A 23,766-nucleotide genomic window follows, 5' to 3' on the forward strand; every position below is an offset into this window, starting at 1 on the left:
TTCTTACTTTTTGGGTTGCACGCCTTCTGTTGTCATCACTACGCGTTTCATCGTACCATCTTTATTATAGAAGAGATAATCAATACAAACAGATCTTCTGAAACTTCCGCCGTTTGTATTAATTCCTCCGTTATGATAAATGAAGTATGATCTTCCTTTGAAATCAATGATCGCCTGGTGATTCGTGTTGCTGTTGCCCGCTATCTCGTTTAATATTCCTTTGTACTGCCATGGCCCGTTAATACTTCGGCTCATCGCGTACGCAATCTTTTCTGGAAACTGCGTTGCATAAGATAAATAATACCATCCATTTCGTTTATGAATCCATGGGGCTTCTGTGTATGTTGGCAGATCAATGGTTTGGATGGGACCATCAAGCTCTGTCATATTCTCTTTCAACTTTGCATAATAACATTTGGTATTGCCCCAAATGAGATATGCTTGTCCATCGTCGTCAATAATCACCGTTGGATCAATATCATCCCAAGAGATGTTTGTAGCCTTCGTCATGTCGTTTGTAATAAGCGCCGAGCCCCGGGCATCTTTAAAAGGACCCGTTGGTTTATCACTCACTCCTACGCCAATTGCTTTACCGTGAATGGTTCCATGTTCAACTGCAACGTACCAATAAAATTTTCCATTGCGTTCTATCACCTGCGATGCCCATGCATCATCTTTTGCCCATGCGAAATCTTTGCTGTTCATAGGCGATGGGTGTTCCGTCCAATGGATCATGTCGGTCGTTGAAAAACAGAGCCACTCATGCATTACATAACCTTCACGCGGCGGCTTAGCTTCATCGTGACCTGTATACAGATAAACAGTATCGTGATACACCATCGCTGCAGGATCTGCAGTGTATTTGTGTTGTATGACCGGATTTCCATTCGCAATGAACATTGTGTCTTTTCTCTCCTGCGCGGACATCTGCAGAGAACAGATGCCACAAATAATACCACCAAGTAATCGCTTGTTCATAGAGTCTTATTTTAATTCCAGTACTACTACTGAGAACGGAGGCAATTTCACATTCAATACAGAACCTTTTACAGTCGCTCCGTTGAACGCAACAGGTTTTAATTTATCAGGTTGTTCAAAGGAGTTGTAGTCAGTTAGTTTAGCAGAAGTAAGTATTCTGCCGCTTACAGATTTGAATTGCGCTCCGTCAAAATTCACGGTGATGTCCTGTGATTTTTTAGCGTCAATATTTACCAGCGAAATGTGCGTATTGCCCAATGAATCTTTTGATGCAGATGCCCATACTGCCTGCAATTTATCATCACCTAAAACATAATCATTCGTTTTGATTGTAACGGGCAACAGTTTTGCGTTCTGGTGCACGTTATACATTTCCATTACATGATAAGTAGGTGTTAAGATCATTTTCTCTTTATCTGTAAGGATCACAGCCTGCAATACGTTGATCGCTTGTGCAAGGTTCGCGACGCGTACGCGATCTGCGTGATTATTAAAGATGTTTAGTGTAACACCTGCGATCATTGCATCACGCATGGTATTTTGCTGATACAGAAATCCAGGATTGGTGCCTGCTTCTACATCGTACCATCCGCCCCACTCATCAACCACCAATGCTACTTTCTTCTTCGGATCGTATTTGTCCATAATCGCGGAATGCTTTATGATCAAAGAATCCATGAAGCATGCACTTTTCATTGTTGCGAAATATTGTTGTTCAGAAAAATTTGTAGCAGGCCCTTTATGGCGCCATTCGATTACTGAATAGTGGTGAAGCGCCACACCGCCAAGCATCTGCAAAGGAATTTGGCTCATCAATGTTTCTGTCCAGTGATAGTCTGCACTGTTTGCACCAGAAGCGATCTTCATCATTCCACCGCCTTCCCAGTCGCTCATGAAGGTTGCATACTTTCGATATACATCTGCATAATATTCGGGACGCATGTTTCCACCACAACCCCAAGCTTCATTCCCTACACCCCATAGTTTTACATTCCATGGCTTTTCTCTTCCGTTTTGTCTGCGCCAGTCACTCATTGGGCTCTTCCCATCAAAGTTCACATACTGCACCCAATCAGCTAATTCCTGCACAGTTCCGCTTCCTACGTTACCGGCAAGATATGGTTCTGCGCCAAGAAGTTCGCACATATTTAAAAAGTCGTGTGTGCCAAAACTGTTATCTTCTGTAACACCGCCCCACCACTTGTTCACCATTTCAGGACGTTTATTTTTTGGTCCCACGCCGTCTTTCCAGTGATATGTATCGGCAAAGCAACCGCCCGGCCAGCGAAGGTTTGGAATCTTTAATTTTCTAAGTGCATCAATGATATCATTGCGAACGCCATTTGTGTTGGGAATTGTTTTGCTTGTATCTCCTACATAAAATCCACCGTAGATGCAATGACCTAAATGTTCTGCAAAATGACCATAAATGTGTTTGCTTATAACAGTAGAAGAATTGCTTGTATTAACGGAGATATTTGTTTGGGCAAATAGCAATCCCGAAGTGAATAGGAAACAAGTTCCCAATAGCAATCGCAAGAATTTCATGTCGTTGTTTTTTCGGTAAATATTAGAGCTCTAAAATAAGTGTATTTTTTACAATTATAAAATTTTATGAGGTTTTAAACGCAAAGGGCGCAAAGGTTTTTTCGCAAAGGAAGCAAAGGATAAACTTCGAAAGATTTATGCAACTCCAGGAAGGCAAAAACATCAACGTCCAACGACTTCGAAAACCTCGAAGATTAACATCGGACAGAGTTTCAAAATCTGTCTGGCCTCGCATCCCGCGAATCCTACCTTCCACCTCTTTGCTTCCTTTGCGTAACCTTAGAGTCCTTTGCTGTTAAATTTCTTAGAAAATAAAGGAACCGAAGAATCGGCTCCTTTTTGCTTGCTTATCTAATCTAAGGGTTAATAATTCAGGTTTTGTTTAATACCAGGATTGTTGTCAATCTCTGCTTGCGGAATTGGCAACAATTCTCTGCCGGACAGGTAACTGTTAAACTCCGGATCTCTTGATTTCAGCCATGCGAGCTTAGTTGGATCGCTTAACCAGCCCCATCTGCGGATGTCATCGAAGCGGTGCCCTTCCAGACAGAATTCCAGCAATCTTTCATGACCAATCTGATCCCGCATTTGCGTTTTAGTGTATCCTGCAAATACGGATTGACGATCAGGCAGGTTTGCCCTGTTACGCACAAGTTGAATGTACTTGGCACACTCTGCAGCGTTGCCCAGTTCGTTCTGGCATTCAGCATACATGAGAAGCACATCGGAATAACGCATCAGTCTTTCGTTGATGCCGGATTTCCAATCGTACTCGTTTGGTTTTGAACCTTGCCAGTTTTCATACTTTTTACAATAAGTATCTCCCATGTAAGCAGGGCTCGATGCATAGGCAGCCTGGAATGTTGTCTGATACATCGGCGTATTTGCCAAATGCGTATCTACAGTGTCGTTGTAGAAAATAGTCGCAAGGCAGCGCGGATCAATCTTTCCGTCTTTTGTTTTTTCCTGGCGATATTCAGCCAAGGCTGTTGCTGTTGGTTGCACGTCTGTCCACCCGAAGTTTGGTGCGCCAAATGTGATCGCACGTGCAGAGTAGAAGCCCCACGTAGAGGAAGGTACACCTTGCCACTGCAAGTCCGTACCGCCTGCTGTTAAAGAGAATTGGAATTCAAAAACAGACTCTGCATTGTTCTCGTTGTTTTCGCTAAAATTGTCAGCGTAGTTTGGCATCAGGCTATACACACCTAGATCAATCACAGATTTAAATTGTGCCGAGGCACTATCGAAACTCCCATTAAAGAGATATGCTTTTCCGAGAAATGCCATTGCTGCGCCTTTGGTAGCACGTCCTTTATCGGGATTTGCGTATGTTGTTGGCAACAAAGGAATAGCTGCTTTAAAATCAGCTTTTACCTGTGCCCAACCTTGTGCAACTGTTGACTGCGGCAATATTTTAGCCGTAGAAGTTGGCAATGGCACGCTTCCAAACATATCCACTAAATGGAAGTAATATAGACCACGCAAGAAGTAAGCCTCACCTATCAACCGGTTCTTCACTGTATTATCCATGGATATTCCGGGCACATTCTCAATTACCTGGTTACATCTTGAAATGCCCTGGTAGAACTCATCGAAGGTCCAGCCGTAACCTGAATTGTCTGCAGTACCCAGCTGAAATCTTCCGACGTTGGATATAGCGGTCCACGGGCTGTTACTTTTTATGTCATCGCCTTGTACGTTTAATAAAATAGGCGCAAAGCGCATATAGCCACCATCTTCAATAAAAGTTTGATAACATGCATTTGTTCCCGCTATTGCATCGCTCTGTGTTTTCCAAAACGATGCCGACGTTTGTGCATTAGGATTAGTTTGATCAAGCTGCTTGTTACAGCTTGCCAAAACGATGATCGAACTGATGGCTATTCCGTATTTCAATAAAGTCTTTTTCATTTTCTTAAATAAATTTTAGGATAAAAAATTAGAACCCTGCCTGAATGCCGAACATGAAGGTTCTTGCATTAGGGAATGATCCATAATCAAACCCACGATTGAACAATCCATCACTAATGAAATCAGGGTCATATCCTTTATACTTGCTCATTGTGAATACATTCTCGCCGGCAATATATATGCGCAACCTGTTAACAATATGAGCCTTAACAATTGAAGATGTTGCCGGAAGATTATAGCCTAATTGTACGTTTTGCAGTTTAGCGTAGTTGCCACTTTCCACAAACAGATTAGAGAAACGGTTATTACCGTTTGGATCGTTGATGATTGGTCTTGGAACATTTGTGTTTTTATTAGTCGGAGTCCAGAAGTTCAATTCATCTGTAGACTGATTACCATACTGACCTGTCATCAATGCCTGGTAAACTCCGTTGAACACTTTGTTTCCACCACTTCCCTGGATAAAGAACGAGAAATCAAAATCACCATAGTTAGCATTGAAGTTTACACCAAAGCCATATGTAGGTGTTGTATTTCCAAGATACACACGATCGTTTGCATCTGTCAGCGTATATGTATGGTCGTTATTTTTCCCGTTTTGCGCTCTGAAGATCACATCACCAGGCGCAGTTTGCACAGATTGGAACGCGTGACCGGCAACCTGCTCAGCAGTTTGGAAGAGACCTTCGGTCTGGTAACCAAATAGCTCACCAACTGATCGTCCTACTTCCGTTTTACTGCCAGAACCATAAATCGGGTTATTTGTACCACCCAGTTTCAACACTTTGTTTTTATAAGTCGCAAAGTTTGCATTTACATTGAATGTGAACTTACCCTCAGTTTTTCTGTAGCCCACTGTCGCTTCAATACCTGAATTTTTAACGGAAGCGGCGTTTGTCCTCATTGTATTAGGCACTGAACCAAGAGAGTATGGCTGAGGCAGAAGGGTAAGGATGTCTGAAGCAGTTTTGTTATAATACTCGAGCGTAACGGTTAATTTTTCTTTCAAGAAACCCATATCCACGGCTACATCACTTGTCGTAGCGCTTTCCCAATGCAGGTTTGGATCTGTAACAGAAACTGTTGTAGCGCCGTGTGCATATGTGTTGCTGAAATTGTAGTTAGACGCGTTATTGATATATGACTGCCACTCATAAGCTCCAAGATTGAGTTGGTTACCCAGTGTACCCCAACCACCCCGTACTTTTAGTGAACTGAATATAGAATGCAGATCGACGAATTTTTCATTGAGAACATTCCATCCGGCAGACACACCTGTAAAGTTTCCGTATCTTTTTGCAGGAGCAAATTTTGAGGAACCATCTCTTCTGAAATTGAAGTTCAACATATAACGGCTATCGTAGTTATAAGTCGCCTTTCCAATAATACCTGTTGTAACGTAAGTACCTTTGTATTCGGTGATTGTATTAGCACTGGCTGCTGCATTGCTAAATGAAGGGAAGGCCAGGTTTCCGTCTGCACGTGAAGTTCCTGTTTGTGAGTAGTCATTTCCTCTCTCAAAAGTATAACCAGCCAACAGATCAAGGTTATGCTTGTCTCTGCTGAAATTATACGACAAGGTATTTTCTACAAGTTTTTTATTAGGCTGACCAAAGGCTTCCATGTAGTAATACTGTGTATTGATGTAATAGAATCCCATGTTGAAGCTTGGCTCGTAGTGGTAATTCTTCCAGTCTGTTCTGTCGAAACTTGCATTGATCTTGTATTTTAAACCTCTCGCTATTTCAAGTTCAGCCCAACCATTCAGCAATACTCTGTTACGTTCGCTCCAGTCATCAACGATTGAGTTCAAGCCAACAACGTTTGCAGAGATGGCACGGTGAATAGTTTGATCGGTTCCACCGTAACCTCCTTCTTTGGTTGAATCATACACTGGCATTGTGGGGATCGCAGTTAACATGCTTGTAACCGTACCACCAAAAACAGCGTGGTTAGCAGTTCCTGAGTAGTTGCCTTTTTTAGAATACATGTAAGCCAGTTTCACACCGTAACTCAGTTTACCTTTTTTACCTTGCAAACCGCTATTTAGAGAATAACGTTTGTATGCCTGTGGGCCCACTTGGTAACCTGTTTGATCAAAAAAGCCCATTGATACATTATAGCTGATAGCTTCGCTTCCGCCTGATATGCCTACGTTATAATCCTGTATGGAACCGGTTTTCAACGCAGCATCCTGCCAGTCTGTATTGATCTTGGATATAAAATTTGGGTTGGATGGATCGTTTGCGGGAACTAATGAAAGACCTGCATTTGTAGTGGCGGCATTTACCACTTTTTGATACCCTACTCTGTCTAACACAGAAATTTTCTTTGGCACTTTTTGCACACCGTAATAACCATTGAGGGATATTTTAGGAATACCTGCTTTACCTTTTTTGGTAGTGATGATTACAACGCCTGTTGCAGCACGGGAACCGTAAATCGCGCCAGCAGAGGCGTCTTTTAAAATGGAGATAGATTCAATGTCGTCCGGTGAAAAATCAAATGGCGCATCGATAGGAACGCCATCGATAACGAACAATGGACTGTTGTCTCCAAAGTTGCTGATACCGCGGATCTTCAGTTGTACGTAGCCGCCTGGTTCTCCTGAACCGTGTACCGTAACGCCGGCTACCTGACCTTGCAACATTTTTGCAACGTCGTATGATGGATTCTTTTTCGCGTCCGTTACATTTACTACTGCTACAGAACCTGTAAGATCTTTTTTCTTTTGTGAGCCATAACCTACTACTACGATGTCATTTAACTGATCCGTAGAAGCTTCTAGTTTCAAAACGAAATCTGTTTTGTTGCCAACTTTTATTTCTTGTGTTTTGTAACCGATATAACTTATCAAAAGCACCGCATTTTCATCTTTTACACTAATGCGAAAGTATCCCTTATCATTTGTGGAAACGCCCAGGCTGGTTCCTTTTATAGTGACGCTCACACCGGCTTGCGGTTCACCTTTTTCATTTACTACAGTTCCTCCCACATAGTGGTCAGATGCGATGTTTACGGCTTTATTATCTGGTAAAGGATTTAGACTGGTTTCGTCCGGATAAAGTAATATCTGGTCATCTACTACTTTATAGCGGATGTCAAGCGGCTTCATTACTTCGCAAAGCGCCTCCGAAATTTTTTTATTATCACCGGAATAACTGATTTTTTGATTTCCATCAATCGCAGATGGGCTGTAGAGGAATTTTACGCCGGTTTGTTGTTGCATTAGCGAGATGAACCTGAACACCGTTATTTTGTCCACAGAAAGCGTAACAGGCTTATCCAGTATGCCCTGCGCTTCTGTTTTTTTTGCGTATACTGAAAACGCAAAAGTGACGGCGATAGTAAATTGAACTACAATAATCTTCATTGCAAGCAGTATTGAAGCAATAAATTGCTTTTTTTTCATAATTTCATATGATTTTGTTCGTTAAGTAAACTGTTTCGGACATAATTAAACCGCATAGGTTTTCTTGCCGGTATGCCCCACATACCGGCATTCTTTTGCAGTATAATTGAGAAAAATTGTTTGTTGAGTTAGGTTTTGCAGTTGTTGTTTTTCATAAAGCAATAATTATGGTTTAGTGATTGAATAATTATTTACACAAAAGCAATTCGTTTTTATTTACACCCCTTGCCACGTATGAGTATTGATGTGCCTTTTACTTCGTAAGTGTTATTGAGCGACTGGCAAAGAATATCTAGTTTTTTGTAAAGATTCTGATCGGTTATATCGCCTGTAAAGAGACAGTTGTTGATGTTTTCATCTTCCACTTCTATATTCACGCCGTAGGTTATCTGCAAAGCTTTCAGGATACTTTCAAACCTTTCTGATTCATAAATAAATGCGGCGCGTTCTTTTGCAGGAGCGACTTGTATGCTGTCCTTGTTAACTACAATGGGCAACGGAACATCAACAAGTGTTGCATCAAATGTTTTATTTTCTTCCCCGTAAATTACTTTTTGATTTGGAGTGATGATGAGACCTTTGTTCTTCCTTTGTTTTATATCATCTGCGTTTTCGTCACGCTCATAAACCTCTACTTTTCCAGTTACCACAGATACTTCTATCTTCTTGTTATTGTCGTCTGTTTTAATATTGAAAGAGGTACCTAAAACATGCGTCACCAGATTTCTGTTGTACACAAAAAACGGCTTGCCGGCATTTTTAGTAATCTCGAAAAAAGCTTCGCCAGATAAATACACATCGCGTTTGTTGGCAGAAAAATGCTCCGGATATTTTACAGAAGAACCTGGCTTAAGTGTAATAAAACTTCCATCTTCCAGTTGAAAACGCTCAGCTTTTGTACCATCATTTTCTTTGTTAATGAACATCTCCCCTTTCACTTGTTCTTTTACTGAAATCAGCTCTGCAGCGGGTTTCTTCTTTGACAAGAAGAAAACGGCAGTACTTAGACAAACAACTAAAACTGATGCCGCCGCAAACCAAACTTTTCTGTAATTATGTTTCTTCTGAATAGGTATAACATTCGCTGTTTCCTTCTCCGCGTGTTTTATTTTGGCGATGATTTCATTAGCCCTTTGCTCATCGATGTTCATCTCTTCTGCCTGCTGGTGGTGAAACCTTCCCATAATATGGTTCGACAAAAGATCATTATACATACCCGTGCCAATAGCATCGAATAATTCCTCTTCTTCTGCAGCAGAAATTTTTGCTAAAACATATTTGTCCAGTAAATATTGTATTCTCTCTTTGTTGACCATAGCCAGTTATTTCCCAAGGTTCATTTAATTAAGACAGGCGGCGGGGAGCGGCGGAGTACACGAAACCAAAATATTTTTTTTTGACAGCGGGAAAATCAAATAACTGAATAACTGAGTAACTGAATAACCGAAGAGAGCAATAGCTGAATTATTGAATAATTGATCAATGATTGACTTTCAAAGGTCAGTTACTCAGTTATTCAGTTATTCAGTTACTAGTTAATGAGGCAAATCAAAAAAACTAAAAGAATTTACTCATAAGGATCGCCAACATCAGTGCTCCTCCATGCGCCTTAATGTAGCTGCGTATGGATTCAAGGGCGCGGGCCATGTGCGTTTTAACGGTGAGGCGTGAAATGTTGAGTTTAGTGGCGATGGACTCGTAGGACAGTTCGCCCTGCTTTGCCATGGTGTAGATCTTCTGCTGCTGCGCAGGCAATTGCTGAATAGCGTCTGTAAGCAACTGTGTGTATTGATTATCGCGTACTTTAAAATCGCAATTATCTTCTGAAACCATATGCAATTCACTGTAAAGACGTCGAGCCTTTAGTTCGTTTGCAAGTTTTTCGAGATAATTAATAATGTAGTTTTTGGAGACTGTATATAGCCAGGATTTGAAGTTCTTGATATTATGCAAATCTTTTCGCTGGAACCAAACTTTGAGAAAGACATCTTGCACAATTTCTTCAGCCACCGAGGAGCTTTTGACGTACACATAAGCAACGCTGAAGATCTTTCCTCTGTACTTGTCAAACAAGATTTGAAACGCAGTTTCATCATCTTGAGCAAGCAGACTCAATAAAGCAGTATCGTCAGAGATATTAAATGGCATAGCAGTCAATCGTCGTTACAACTAAATTAATGTAAAAATGACAATTAAAAAATACCCGGGAAAATTTATTTGCGAAAAAGAGAAAAAACTTTGTCACATTTCAATAACTGAATAACTGATTAACTGGATAACTGAAAGTTTCAACTTCGTAGTGAATGGTTAATTCGTAGCACTCAGTTATTCAGCTAATCAGTTATTCAGTTATTCACTGCTATATGCTTCTCCTCAATTCTTTAAATACACAATTTGTTCACAGAACCACACAACTTTAACCCCGAAAACCCATTTCAGTCCGATTATTGCATTAATTTAGCTCCCCGGTTTACGGTGAAATTTTCCTTTGATCCTGAAATGTGTTCTGAAGAAAGCCACTTCAGATTTGAAAGACCGAATATTTATACTGCACCGGCCAGATTAATTAACATTTTAACAATTAATGGCACAGTTTTGCGCGGTGCCGCCAAAATAACCTTGCTAATGCCGGACATTACAAAAAAACGTATTGCTATCTTTGGTTCTACCGGTTCCATCGGCAAACAGGCGCTGGAAGTAATTGCAGCAAATGAAAACCTGTTCGAGGCCGAGATCCTGACAGCTCACTCTAATGCCTCTTTGCTTGTTGAGCAAGCCAGACAATTCAACCCGAATATTGTTGTTATAGGAGACGAATCTCAATACGCGAAAGTAAAAGCAGACCTTTCGGGCACTGACGTAAAAGTTTTTGCCGGAGAAGATGCTTTGGAAGAAGTAGCGGCCATGGATAATTATGACATGATGCTGGCGGCAATTGTAGGTTTTGCAGGATTAAAACCCACACTTAAAGCTATTGAAAACGGAAAACCGATAGCCCTTGCCAATAAAGAAACATTGGTGGTTGCAGGCGATATTGTGATGCAAAAAGCGGTTCAGTATCGTGTACCGATTATTCCGGTGGATAGCGAGCATTCAGCCATTTTTCAATGCCTTGTAGGCGAAACACGCAACAAGATCGAAAAGGTGATCCTTACGGCTTCCGGCGGGCCATTTCTCGGCAAAAAACCGAATTACCTTGTAAACGTAAAACGCGATCATGCCTTGCAGCACCCCAACTGGAGCATGGGCGCCAAAATAAGCGTTGACTCTGCCACGCTGATGAATAAGGGCCTCGAAATGATCGAGGCGAGATGGTTGTTTAATCTAAAGCCAGATCAGCTACAGGTGGTTATACACCCTCAGAGCATCATCCACAGTCTCGTGCAGTTTGAAGATGGCAGCCTTAAGGCGCAAATGGGCCTTCCTGACATGAAATTGCCGATTCAGTATGCACTTGGTTTTCCCCAGCGTTTGCCGAACAATTTTCCACGCTATGATTTCCGCAAACCCAATGCCCTAACATTCGAAGAGCCGGATCTTAAAACCTTCCGCAACCTTGGCCTTGCAATCGCAGCCTTGTTCAAAGGTGGCAACCTGCCTTGCGTAATGAATGCGGCCAACGAAATGGGCGTATATGCGTTCCTGCGCAATCGTCTGGGTTTCCTGGACATGACGGACCTCATTGAGCGTACCATGGAAAAAGTACCATTCATAGAAAAACCAACACTCGAAGATTATTTCAACAGTGATGCGGAGGCGAGGGAATTCGCGGCGTCGTTGTTGAGTCTGTAGGAGGCTGAACCCTCAGAGCCTAACGCTAACCGCCGCTGGAGAGGTGCATCATCGGGATATTTGGCAGACATGCTTATTGGTACACGCTGCGTTAGGCGTTCCCCATTATGCATCAAAAGAAAAATATTAACAAAAATATTACGGCGGCTTCACGACCCGCCTTTTCCAGCATTTACACCTGAAACATCAGGCTTTATGCATTAAGCTTTAGGCGTTTAGCGTTAAGCTTTAGACGTTCTGCATTAAGCATAGTCTGCGCTCAAACTTTTCCCTATATTTGCGACTATTCAAAATTCAAAAAGTACCGGATACGGTAATATTATAATACCTGTATGACGACCTTATTAGCAATCGACTGGACAGAATTTGCAGTAAAAGCAGGACAGTTTATTTTATCCTTTTCCATCATCGTTGTATTGCACGAACTTGGCCACTTCCTTCCGGCCAAATGGTTCAAATGCCGCGTTGAAAAATTCTATCTCTTCTTCAATCCATGGTTTTCCCTTTTTAAAAAGAAAATCGGCGAAACTGAATATGGTCTTGGCTGGGTTCCTTTTGGCGGCTATGTAAAAATTGCCGGCATGATCGACGAAAGCATGGACAAAGAGCAAATGAAACAGCCGCCGCAAAGCTGGGAGTTCCGCAGCAAACCGGCCTGGCAGAGATTGATCATCATGGTGGGTGGTGTTTTAGTAAACCTCATGCTCGGCTTTCTCATCTACGCTTGCATGCTTTGGCATTGGGGTGAAGAATATGTGCCTACCAATAAATTTACTTATGGTATCGCAACAGATTCATTGGCGCAAAGCATCGGCTTTAAAGATGGAGATAAACTGCTGAGCGTTGATGGTGAATACATCGATCGCTTCAACAAGATACCGATGAAAATCATTTTGAGCGGTTCAAAAACTGTTGAAGTAGAGAGAGACGGTCAAAAACGAACAATCAACATTCCCGAAGATTTCGCAGGCAAACTGATCAAGTATAAAGCGGTAAACTTTATCGAAATGCGTGTGCCTTTCGTAAAAGTAGATAGCCTCGCAAGCGATACAAGTGCTGCGGCAAAAGCCGGTATAAAAAAGAACGACAAGATCATTGCAGTAAACGGTGTGAGCACGGAATTTTTCCAGGACTTCAGAAAACAGGTTTGGAAAAACAAAGGCAAACAAGTTGACCTGACAGTGCTGCGTGGTAAAGACACCAATCATATCGCACTTACAATTCCTGAAGTTGGCGCGATAGGCGTTTACAATGGAGACATCAAGCCTTATTTCGAAACGAAAGAGATCAACTACAGCTTTGCGCAGGCAATTCCTGCCGGCGTGAAAAAAAGCAAGGAAACACTGCAATCTTATTGGCTGCAATTAAAACTGATCTTTAGTGGTAAAGTAAATGCAAACGAATCGTTGGGAAGCGTTGTTTCAATTGGTAAGATGTTTGCACCAGTGTGGGATTGGCAGAGCTTTTGGGGACTAACAGCGTTCTTCTCTTTGGTATTGGCATTGATGAATATCCTTCCAATTCCGGGCCTTGACGGTGGCCACGCGTTGTTTACCTTATACGAGATGATCAGCGGCCGCAAACCAAGCGATAAATTCATGGAGTATGCGCAAATGGCGGGCATGGTATTACTATTAGGAATTATGGCATACGCTTTGGGATTGGATATCTTCCGACTATTCAAGTGAGCACACGGATAACACTGATTTGACTGATTTACACTGATCTTTTCACATAAAAAACAAAACAGCAAGACAATGTAGTCTTGCTGTTTTGTTTTTATGGAAGATAACTGCATAAAATCAGCGTAAATCACTCTAATCTGTGTCATCTGTGTGCCTCTCTCCCATTTCAATTTTCAACTAAACTCTATTCCTATCATTTTCATCAATATCGCTGCATTCATACTTTCGCAAATACCTTCTTTCAGTTTGTAGTCAAAAAATAATTCGCTGCCATTTTTGAGCTGCATATCGAAATGATAGTTGCGGATCGATTGCGGGAACTCGCCGGTGAGTTTAGTAAGTTCAAGATCGTGCGTAGCCAAAATGCCAATCGCGTCATGATGCATTAACTGCCTGATCAATGCTGCAGAACCAAGGTGACGATCAGCAGAGTTAGTGCCACGAAGTATTTCATCGAATAGCAAAAAGACTTTCTCTTTTCTGTTCACCGCTTCGATGATGTATTGCAGTTTTTTTAACTCGGCATAAAAAGTAGAAGTGCTTTCTTCCAGGTTATCCGCAATGCGCATCGTGCTAATCACACGCATAGGCGAAAGCGCAAACGAAGACGCACAAACAGGTGCGCCCATCATAGCGAGTACGATGTTTGTTCCCACGCTGCGCAAAAATGTACTCTTACCAGCCATGTTGGAACCCGTGATCAGAGCCAGTTGCGGCGTACCGTGAATTTCAAAATTACTATCAACTCTTTTCTTTTTTTCGATCAAAGGATGTCCGAGATCTATTGCCTCCAAATGACCGTGTGCCTCTACAAACGATGCGAAAGCCCATTGAGGTTGATTGAAATGAAGATTGCCAATGGTGTTTAGAAATTCAATTTCTCCAAGTTTGTCAAACCAGTTATTTACGTTTGATTGATTTTTTTGCTTCCACTTTTCTAACTGAAAAATCAGTTGTAAGTCCCACAAAAGAAAAGCATTCAGCGGAAGAAAAACAACTGGATTTAAACGGATATCAAATTTATCAAGAATGCTTTTCAAGCGTCTTACTTCTGCCGACGACCTGAATGTTGGGCCAACAAAATACGCTTTGATCGCTTGCAGTAAATGCGTTTTAGGTGTAAGTTTCTCAATCGTTTCAAGGCTGTTGGAAAGCGTCGTCACCTGCCCTACTATTTTGTTTAGCGAAAGATATTGCGCCGTTACCTTTTTCGTAATGCCGCCAGAAATGAGCAAATACAAAATAACCAATGCATAAAAAAGAGGCGAAGAAATAATGCCTACAATATGCAATACCAGCGTGGACAAACTGATCAATGGGAAAATGATCCGCATTAGTTGCCAGCCTTTGTTAGTTGAAAATGAAAAGGGTTCACGGAGCCATGTCGCAATTTTTTCCTGCGTCGCAAGGGTGATTGGAGACTCCATTCCATGCGCCTGCAATTCCTGTCGCCACTCATATGCAGGCGCCAATTCTTTTGCCGCTTGCTGTATTTGGAGAATGTCGTTTACAGCCGATGGATGCAGCAGTTTATCCGCAAGAAATTTATTTCCCTGTTCGGAAGTTGTGCGATTGATATATTGGTAAATGGAGGCCCGGCCAAAGATGTCGAGATCGTTTGCATAGTCGTGCACCTGCAGCTTGAATTGGCTACCATCCGGAAGATTGGTATAATGCCCTTTCGCTATTTCAATTTCCTGCTGATTGATCGCCACCAACCGCTGATGATGCGAAATAGCCGCATTGTTCTTCACCGCCAGCACAACCAGCCGCAGGAAAACAGCGAGCCAGATAACGATTGGCATAATGATATACTGCCAGCCGTTATCCTTCAATTGCCACGCCACCACCGCCGCGACAATGGTAATGATAAAGCGTATCCAGCTTATGGTATTCTTTCTTCTTTTGAGCAACCGTAAATCTTCTTCCAGCCTGGTGATTCGTTGAGTATAAATAGTGGTATTGTCCATGTGGTGAAACTAGGCGTTTAAATTAATAAAGAATAATTAATAGCGTCATATATTGAGTAAGCGCTACATCTGAACTGTAGAAAAACAGTATGAATCACTAACAGGTGGCGACGCTCCCTATTAATTATTCTTTATTAATTATTAATTATTTGCGTAAATTTGCTGTTCGCGAAAAGTGTCCGCAAGGTAAATCCTCGCACATCTTTCCGGGGGCTGTATTGGTTTTGACAGCGTAGATCTTTGAGAGTGTAAGCATGCAGTGCGTTGTGTAATCTGCACTTTAATCTGGAATGCACAAACTTCAAATGGCAATACTCAGTATGCCATGGCTGCCTAATCAGTGATTAGATAGTCATTAGGGCCGCCGCGCCGGTTGTTCTGTTACCATGTGCCGCCGCCGACTCAAAAACAAACACAGAATGCTGTTGTAGAAGGCTGTGACTATAACTTAAGACCATTCAGCTAAGTAGTGTATTGGTTGGTTCTTTTCCTGTACGCCGCCGACAAATAATAATGAAATAAGCATGTAGAAAGCTTTTGGAGAATATGTTTGGACAGGGGTTCGACTCCCCTCAGCTCCACTTTTTAGCGTTAAATCAGATAAATCAAAGTATTGTAAAACCCATAAGTCATTGATCTTATGGGTTTTCTATTTTTAGCTTGTTCCAGTTTTACTGCTCTTAATTGAAAAATCCATTGAGCTTTTCATTGAACTCTGACTTTTCTTTACTTGCGTTCAATGAAACTTACACAACTCACTTGTTTTTAACAACTTATAAGATTATATGTATGATTTTTATTATACATGAAACTTAAATTTATAATCTAAAAATGTTGTTATGGAAAAGAGTTTTGGATTGCTATTCTTCTTAAGAAAATCTCGTAGTCATCAAACGGGAAGTGAAAGCCTCATTTATGTAAAGATTACAGTAGACGGTGAATCATGCGAACTGAGTACAAAAAGAAAATGTTCATCAGACAAATGGATTGCTCAAGCTGGCCGAATGGAGGGACGCACGGAGGCTGCAAAAGAAATCAACAGTTACCTCGACAGTTTCCAGCAGAAAATATACAGGATAAAAAAACAAATGATGGATCGGGATGATGAAATCACCGCGGAGATCATCAAACAAAAACTGTTAGGTATTGATGTCAATAAAAACAAACACATGCTTATTGAAATATTTAAGGATCATAATAAGCAAGTACTTGAACTTATCGGTAAGCAGTATTCAAAAGCCACATTTATTCGATATGAAACAACCTTACGTCATACACAAGCTTTCCTGGAATATAAGTATCAAAAAGAGGATCTAGACATAACCAAGCTAGACTATCAAATGGTTTGTGATTTTGAGCATTGGTTCAAAGTTGTTCGCAATTGCGATCACAACACTACCATCAAATATATCAGCAACTTCAGAAAGATCATCAACCGTTGCATAAAGTATGGCTGGTTAAAACAAGACCCCTTCTTTGGCTTTTCCATGCGTAAAATGGAAGTGCAACGTGTACCACTAACCGAAAAAGAACTTAATGCGATTATTCAACTTGACTTTTCAATTCCACGTTTGCAGTTGGTCAAGGATATCTTTGTTTTCTGTTGCTTTACAGGACTGGCCTATATAGATGTTAAAGAACTGAAACGGTCATCTATTGTGATGGGAAACGACGACAAATTATGGATCATGAGCAACAGGCATAAAACAAAAACAGCGACTAGAATTCCAATTTTGCCAGTAGCAAAAAATATTCTTGAAAAATATGCGTACAATAATGAATGTATGAAAAAAGATGCGGCATTGCCAACCTTTAGCAATCAAAAAATGAATAACTATCTCAAGGAAATTGCAGATGCTTGTGGCATTAAGAAAACACTTACGTTTCATATTGCACGCCACACATTTGCAACTACTGTCACGCTTAGCAATGGGGTGCCTATTGAAACGGTTTCAAAAATGCTTGGCCATAAGGATTTAAAAACGACGCAGATCTATGCTAAAATATTAGATCATAAAATTGGAAATGATATGGCGCATTTGTTTGAAAAGTATGGTAAGTAACGCCTGAACTTGACATTGCTAGAATTTTGGAGGATATGTCAAATTCGTCCAGTTTTATCGAATGTTCACGTAACGTGGACATTGATATTTTGTGGACATTTTATTGGGGTTGTTTATAAATTACTCTTGTTTACGTTCCGTAAACGGGGCTGATTTTATAAACAGAGAACTTCTAAACCAGTAAAGAAAAAACTGAGATAGGGTCTTTTCTTCAAACCAAGAATTTGCTTTAAAACTTGATGCTACAAAAGTTGAAAGGTATTGTATCTACAATTATTTTGAATTGATGGGTGCTAAAATAAGCATTTGCATACCTTTTGGTAAAATCACAAAAAATTGAACATCCATAAACAGATGATTATCTTAGCAGAACTGCAAAACTGAATTCAAAAGAATTTGTTCAACTATGGATCATAGAAATACTGTTGAATGGTTATTAAAACAACCTGGAGAATGTGAATGGCTTGAGTTTAAACTAAATTTTCATTCACCTGAAGAAATAGGTGAACGGATATCGGCGTTGGCAAATGGAGCTTGCATCTCAAAACAACCGAATGGATATCTTGTTTTTGGTATTGAAAATGAAACACACGCTATAATTGGAACATCATTTAATCCGGCGACTCATAAGAAAGGTAACGAGCCTCTCGAAAACTGGCTAGTGCAACGTTTGTCGCCTAAAATTGAATTTCAGTTTTATAATGTCGAAATAGAAGACAAGCGTTTTGTTCTTTTCGAAATTCCACAAGCGTGTGGCCAACCAGTTACATTTCTTCACATCTCCTATATTAGGATTGGTAGTGTTACCCGAAAGCTAAGTGACTTTCCCGAAAAAGAAAGAAAGATCTGGATGAGCAGCCCAGACCTTTTGTTTGCAAAAGAAATCGCATTAAGATCAGTTTCTGCCGCTCAAGTGATTGAATATTTGGACACACAAGCTTATTTTGATCTTCTTGTTAAAACCCGCTATCCTACAACGCAAGAAGCTGTTATAGAAAGATTGTTATCCGAGAATATTATTGTCCAAAATAGAGGAGCTTATGACATCACTAACCTAGGTGGACTTCTATTTGCAAAAGACGTTAAAAAGTTTCCGACTCTTGTGCGTAAAGCTGCTCGTGTAGTGGTTTATGAAGGCCAAGACAAATTAAAAACAAAAAGAGATATCGTCGGAACTCGGGGATATGCGGTGGGATTCCAACTTCTTATCCAATTTATAACTAGCCAGCTACCTGCCAATGAAGAAATTTCTAAAATAATACGGGAGACGACGACAATGTATCCTGAAGACGCGATTCGCGAGCTTGTTGCAAATTCACTTATCCATCAAGATTTTTCAGAAAGAGGTACTGGACCCCTTGTAGAAATATTTAGTGATAGAATCGAAATAACGAATCCCGGATTACCCTTAATATTACCTCTAAGATTTATTGATGAATTTCAATCCAGGAATGAGGAAATAGCCGCCCTAATGAGACGGATTGGAATTTGTGAGGAAAAAGGAAGTGGTATTGACAGAGTAATAAGTCAATGCGAAGTTTTCCAATTACCCGCTCCTGATTTTCAAGAAAACACAAGACACACTAAAGTAATTTTATATGCTTATAAAAAATTGAACGATATGGATAAGCCTGACAGAATTAGAGCTTGCTATCAACATTGTTGTTTGAGATATATTTCTAATAATATTATGACCAATCAAAGTCTTAGAGAACGTTTTCAAATTGAGGATCAAAATGCCGCCACGGCTTCTCGAATTATATCTGATACTGTTGACGCGGGACTAATTAAATTAGAAGACCCTAATAATAAATCAAGGCGATATCCAAAGTATATACCCATTTGGGCTTAGTTCATTTGATGGCCATTTGATAAAATAGACAAATCAGAGTACTAACTAATTGAATTTCAATAATTTCCCATTTGATGGCCATTTGACAAAAAACCGGACAAATGTGGATAAAATAATTTTGTAATAATAAAAGTACAGTATTTGTAATCAGCATTTAAAAGGCGGAATTGTAAGGTTTCCTTATTTCGTGCCATTTATAATTAGAGTCTTCTAAATATGATTTGTTTGCAGTAATTCTAGGGAAACGGATTAGCAGAAACAGATCTATAACAATATTTCTTTTTAAATAACAAGCCGCAGTTGTACATATTAGTGTCTCAAGCTATAGGTACAACGGGGTCCAACATTTTGTTGGACTTGACACCGTCAACATTAAACGATTCTTTTAAGAGCGACAAGATATGTTAACTCATATCATTTTTTCAAACTTAAAATATCATTTATGTTGAAGTATTTCAGAGTGGTTGCGGGCATCGCAGTCCTGTGTGTAACGCCACATCTACTGATAGCGCAGGACCTCGGAGACAACATTCATGGCTTGCAGAGTGTGTTAGAAAACGTCTATAATGAGGTGATGCCGCTTTGCAGCAAACTAATTGTAGTAAGTCAGCTGATTGCAGGTTTCGGGGCGTTGTGGTACATAGGGTCGCGCATATGGAAGCATATCGCAAATGCAGAACCGATTGATTTTTTTCCGCTGCTGCGTCCCTTTGCAATTGGCCTTGCAATAATGTTGTTTCCGCACGTTATTGACCTCATAAATGGAATTATGACGCCAACAGTTACCGCTACCTACGAAATGACCAAAGATTCTAAAAAAGCCATTACTTCACTTCTTAAAGAAAAGCAGCAGGTCACGAATGAGTCTCAACTTGGTCAGCTTTTTCTTGCTGGAAATGGCATTCCTGATCCTGATAAGTGGCACAAATACATGCATGATGACAATAGCTCAGAGACTGGTATCGGAGAAGATATGAAATACGCCTGGCAAATTGCTCAATTCGGAGTGCAGGGCATGGTCAAACAATGGTTGAGTGAAATTTTACAATTTATATTTCAGGCCGCATCGCTTGTCATTGATACGCTCCGGACCTTTCAACTTATTGTCCTCGCTATATTGGGACCGCTGGCATTTGGATTTTCCGTATTTGATGGATTTCAGCACACACTGAAAGCGTGGCTAGCGAGATATCTCAACGTTTTTCTTTGGTTGCCTGTTGCCAACATTTTCGGCAGCATCATTGGAAAGATCCAAGAAAACATGATAAAATTGGATATTGTTCAAATTCAAAGTACAGGAGACACCTACTTTGGCGCAACAGACATAGCCTATCTTATTTTTCTTTTGATTGGAATTATTGGTTATTTCAGTGTTCCTTCCATAACCAATCATATTATTCATGCGGGTGGCGATAATGGCTTAACAAAAAAAGTTACTACTATGGTTTCAACCGCAGTTAGCAACGGTGTGAGTGCTGTTTATGGCGGAACGCAAGCGCTCGCTCAAGGACTTTCTGGAAGTTCAAGCGGAGTAAGCAATAGTAACCAATCATCAAATAGTATGGGTGGTGGATCAAATTCTCAAGGCTCAAATTACATGAGAGACAAGATTTCCGGTAATTAGTTACTTTATCAGCAACTGTCAAAATTAAAGCCACCTTACGTAGGTGGCTTTGTTCATAGCGAGTGATTATAATCAAACTATTTGATTTTTTTCAAAACTTCCTGGAGCATTTCCACCTTGTCCTTTTCGGATTGCAACAGTCTTTCATACAATTTTTTATTCTCCTCCAACGACTTCAGTAATTCATCTAAGGGATTGAAGGTAGGGCAATAACTGTATAGCGCATTCCCTGTTGCGTGATCATTGTTATTTACCGTATTGGCAATAATGTGTACAGCCTGCTCTTCATCGAAATTTTCAATCGCTGCAACGGGTATTTTCAATGCTTTAGCAACCTCCTCAAGTATTTTTGGGTCGACCACTTCTTTTTGCTCTAGTGCAGAAACTTTGCGCTGATCCCAATCATCGCCCAGCTCGTAAGCTAAACCTTCTTGTTTCAAACCGAATACTTCTCTAAATCGTTTGATGTTCCGGCCATGATGAATTGTTTTTTCCATACCCATAGGTTTATATTAGCAAATATAATAAACACTGCCCGTTTTTTACGCCGTAAAATACGGCCATTTTTACTAAGATACGGGTAACAGTGAATATTATACGCCGATACAGTTTTGAGCTTTATGATTCAAAACTGAAAGCGTATGAAAAGAGGTAGTAAAAACAACTTAAGCACCTATTGTGTTGCTTTGCAAAAAGGTGGCAGGCTATCAACAGACGAACTCCAAAAACGCACAGGCTATCTAACATTTCGCAGTGGCTGGAGTAACTCCAGTCTTAAATTTCTATCCTTCGAAAAAAATATTCTGACGCTGCGTACGACAAGCGATGACGAGACCTATGTTGTACAGCTACGACGAAAACAGAACCAATTATTTCTGACCTGCAGTTGCAATAAAACGGGTCAGCAAATCTGCAAACATGCCTACTGTGCATTAGATACGATTCTCTGGAAAAATGGACAAGATTATTTTAAAAAGTTGCATCCGTCGGGAATGATGGAACTTGCTTTTCGTTATCCGATGCTGTTTGATAAACAAGAAACGGAAAGTGGCATTACTGTGACGATCAGACCGGAACTCAAGTCCGTCTTCTACTTGTCTCCAAAGATCAAAACTCCAGACATAAACGCCATTATTAACCTGCCGGATACAGGTTTACCATCATGTCAAGAACTGCCGGAACTTGACAGCAAATTCTGTCGCTTACCTGACGGCAAAGCCATTGCCTATATGCTCGTCATCCCTTATCGTTACGAACACCTGCCCTCAATCATCCCTGTTACTGGCACCCCAACGGTAAAAGACAATGCGCTCAAATCTTTTGACAGTTTTCAAAGCAGCTTGAAAACAATCAGCAGGCAATTTCAATCTCCAAAACAAGGCCAGTTCCATGAAGAATGTTTTGAGCTTTACCGGCAAATTGAACGCCTACCGGGTGCTTTACTTGAAGGAAAATTGTACGCTAAAAAATTTGAATCCTTGTCTCCCATTCTGAAGCTGTGGAGAAGCATATATCCTTATTTGCTTGGTCAGCCTTTTTTCTATAGTTATATATTACTCGGGCCGAAAGCGCTTCGAACAAAACCGAGGCGAAATTATTTGCAGCAAATATTTCTCTCTGCTGCCATACCGGTCATTTCATTTTTGCTCTCCGATAAAGGCGATCATTTCCGGTTTTCCTTACAAGTGCATATAGATGGAAAGCAAGCGCAAAACATTGAAACCGGCATTCCCTTATTTATCAAGATGGACGATTTTGTGTTCCCACTTGGTTCACTAAGAGATGCCTGCCTGGTAGAATGGATTGATCGTTCCGGCGGCTGGATCACCATTTTTAAAGAGCATTTTTCTCTGTTTGAAAAGGAAGTGCTTACTCCTTTACAAACCTGCTACACGGTAAGTTTTGTTAAACAATAATTACCTTTTCAATCAACCAACATGAAATCATTTTCTTTTCATCACAAGTTCGTTCACCTCACTGCAAACGCTGAGCAAAAGATCATTCAACTACTTTCAGAGACCATTGAGCCGGAGGCCGTATTCTTGCTGGGAGCTACCCTTCACCGGCGAAAAACAGACAGCATTTTTTGCAGTGGATCACCAACAGCGCAGCATATAAATGATTATTTTTTGCTAGTAATTGTTAGGGACACGCAGGGCAAACCGCTTTATGAATGGCAGGACAAAATCGAACAATACCTGAAGGAATATTATAGGGTGACTGTTATTGTACTTGATACGAATACTTTCGAAGAGTGGCTGACTAATGGTCATAAATTTGCCCTAAACGTGATGGAGTTGGGAGTGCCAATATTCAAAAAAGAGGGCGTTCAATTTTCGCTCGGGCATGCTTTATCTATTAGTTTTAAAACAGATGAAAGAGTATTCCAGGAAGGAATAACAAGAGCCAAAGAATTTCTGGCAGGAGCTGAACTTTATATCCTGCGAAAGCAATTCCGTCTGGCTGTTTTTATGTTACACCAGGCGACCGAACACAGCCTTTCGACGCTGATAAAAACTGCTATTGGTTATCACACGCATACCCATAATTTGGAAAGGTTGCTACGATATGCAAGTATGGTTTGCTATAGGTTACCCGACGTATTCCCAACTAATGCGGAGCCGGAAAAAATGCTTTTAAAGCTCCTACAAAAAGGATATTCAGAGGCGCGGTACAGTGAAAATTATTCTATCCAATACAAGGATTTACAACTTTTATTTGAGCGGGTGAAAGAGATAATTGACATTGCTAAATCCGGTTGAAAGGAGATAAATATATGCTTTGCGAGAGAGAAAATCAAAGTTAAATCTTACTAACAGCTTCTACTATTTTTTGTAATCTGTACCAATTAAAACCAATCCGTTTCCCTAGAATTACTAAATACCTTAGCCTGTTAGAAGTTCATTATTCCTTGCAAATAAAGCGAACTTT

Annotated in this window: 15 protein-coding genes and 1 other RNA gene; 8 read left to right on the plus strand and 8 right to left on the minus strand. The window is 40.5% G+C overall.

What is annotated here, in order from left to right; genetic code table 11:
- Positions 1–3: 3 nt before the first annotated feature.
- The 6 genes from QJ048_RS19375 to QJ048_RS19400 form a co-directional block, all read right to left on the minus strand.
- A complete protein-coding gene (locus QJ048_RS19375; protein WP_282336067.1) occupies positions 4–978 on the minus strand; it encodes a glycoside hydrolase family 43 protein in 975 nt (324 codons plus the stop codon).
- Positions 979–984: 6 nt separating this feature from the next.
- Positions 985–2,526, minus strand: coding sequence for an alpha-N-arabinofuranosidase (locus QJ048_RS19380; protein WP_282336068.1), 1,542 nt, complete (start codon positions 2,524–2,526; stop codon positions 985–987).
- A gap of 363 nt (positions 2,527–2,889) precedes the next feature.
- Entirely contained in the window at positions 2,890–4,437 is a 1,548-nt protein-coding gene (locus QJ048_RS19385; protein ID WP_282336069.1) for a RagB/SusD family nutrient uptake outer membrane protein, read from the minus strand.
- 28 nt (positions 4,438–4,465) lie between these two features.
- Entirely contained in the window at positions 4,466–7,849 is a 3,384-nt protein-coding gene (locus QJ048_RS19390; protein WP_282336070.1) for a TonB-dependent receptor, read from the minus strand.
- Positions 7,850–8,061: 212 nt separating this feature from the next.
- Positions 8,062–9,165, minus strand: a complete 1,104-nt coding sequence (locus QJ048_RS19395) for a FecR family protein (RefSeq protein ID WP_282336072.1) — start codon at positions 9,163–9,165, stop codon at positions 8,062–8,064.
- 241 nt (positions 9,166–9,406) lie between these two features.
- Positions 9,407–9,997: an RNA polymerase sigma factor gene (locus tag QJ048_RS19400; protein ID WP_282336073.1), complete on the minus strand. Its 591-nt coding sequence runs from the start codon at positions 9,995–9,997 to the stop codon at positions 9,407–9,409.
- A gap of 477 nt (positions 9,998–10,474) precedes the next feature.
- Here QJ048_RS19400 and QJ048_RS19405 point away from each other — a divergent pair, with 477 nt between their 5' ends.
- Together QJ048_RS19405 and rseP are read left to right on the plus strand one after the other, a co-directional pair.
- Positions 10,475–11,641, plus strand: coding sequence for a 1-deoxy-D-xylulose-5-phosphate reductoisomerase (locus QJ048_RS19405; protein ID WP_282336079.1), 1,167 nt, complete (start codon positions 10,475–10,477; stop codon positions 11,639–11,641).
- Positions 11,642–11,973: 332 nt separating this feature from the next.
- Positions 11,974–13,329, plus strand: coding sequence for an RIP metalloprotease RseP (gene rseP / locus QJ048_RS19410; protein ID WP_282336081.1), 1,356 nt, complete (start codon positions 11,974–11,976; stop codon positions 13,327–13,329).
- Positions 13,330–13,499: 170 nt separating this feature from the next.
- Here the strand turns inward: rseP and QJ048_RS19415 are convergent, their stop codons facing one another.
- Positions 13,500–15,296, minus strand: a complete 1,797-nt coding sequence (locus QJ048_RS19415; protein ID WP_282336082.1) for a MutS-related protein — start codon at positions 15,294–15,296, stop codon at positions 13,500–13,502.
- 209 nt (positions 15,297–15,505) lie between these two features.
- Here QJ048_RS19415 and ssrA point away from each other — a divergent pair.
- From ssrA to traJ, 4 genes are all read left to right on the plus strand, one after another.
- Positions 15,506–15,880: a transfer-messenger RNA gene (gene ssrA, locus QJ048_RS19420) on the plus strand.
- Positions 15,881–16,135: 255 nt separating this feature from the next.
- The gene (locus QJ048_RS19425) at positions 16,136–17,359 is read left to right on the plus strand and encodes a site-specific integrase (RefSeq protein WP_282336083.1); all 1,224 of its coding nucleotides are present in this window, start codon (positions 16,136–16,138) and stop codon (positions 17,357–17,359) included.
- Between the two features lie 406 nt (positions 17,360–17,765).
- The gene (locus tag QJ048_RS19430; RefSeq protein WP_282336087.1) at positions 17,766–19,211 is read left to right on the plus strand and encodes an ATP-binding protein; all 1,446 of its coding nucleotides are present in this window, start codon (positions 17,766–17,768) and stop codon (positions 19,209–19,211) included.
- Between the two features lie 442 nt (positions 19,212–19,653).
- On the plus strand, positions 19,654–20,835 hold the full coding sequence (gene traJ, locus QJ048_RS19435; protein ID WP_282336088.1) for a conjugative transposon protein TraJ: 1,182 nt from the start codon (positions 19,654–19,656) through the stop codon (positions 20,833–20,835).
- Between the two features lie 77 nt (positions 20,836–20,912).
- On the opposite strand, the gene QJ048_RS19440 is transcribed toward traJ, so the two are convergent.
- Positions 20,913–21,332: a helix-turn-helix transcriptional regulator gene (locus QJ048_RS19440; protein WP_282336090.1), complete on the minus strand. Its 420-nt coding sequence runs from the start codon at positions 21,330–21,332 to the stop codon at positions 20,913–20,915.
- Positions 21,333–21,476: 144 nt separating this feature from the next.
- Here QJ048_RS19440 and QJ048_RS19445 point away from each other — a divergent pair, with 144 nt between their 5' ends.
- Positions 21,477–22,751 carry a hypothetical protein gene (locus QJ048_RS19445; RefSeq protein WP_282336091.1) on the plus strand — a complete coding sequence of 425 codons (1,275 nt, stop codon included), beginning with the start codon at positions 21,477–21,479 and terminating at the stop codon, positions 22,749–22,751.
- Positions 22,752–22,772: 21 nt separating this feature from the next.
- A complete protein-coding gene (locus QJ048_RS19450; protein ID WP_282336092.1) occupies positions 22,773–23,597 on the plus strand; it encodes a HEPN domain-containing protein in 825 nt (274 codons plus the stop codon).
- Positions 23,598–23,766 lie beyond the last annotated feature (169 nt).

This window comes from Pinibacter soli, assembly GCF_029961145.1.
Lineage (GTDB): Bacteria > Bacteroidota > Bacteroidia > Chitinophagales > Chitinophagaceae > Pinibacter > Pinibacter soli.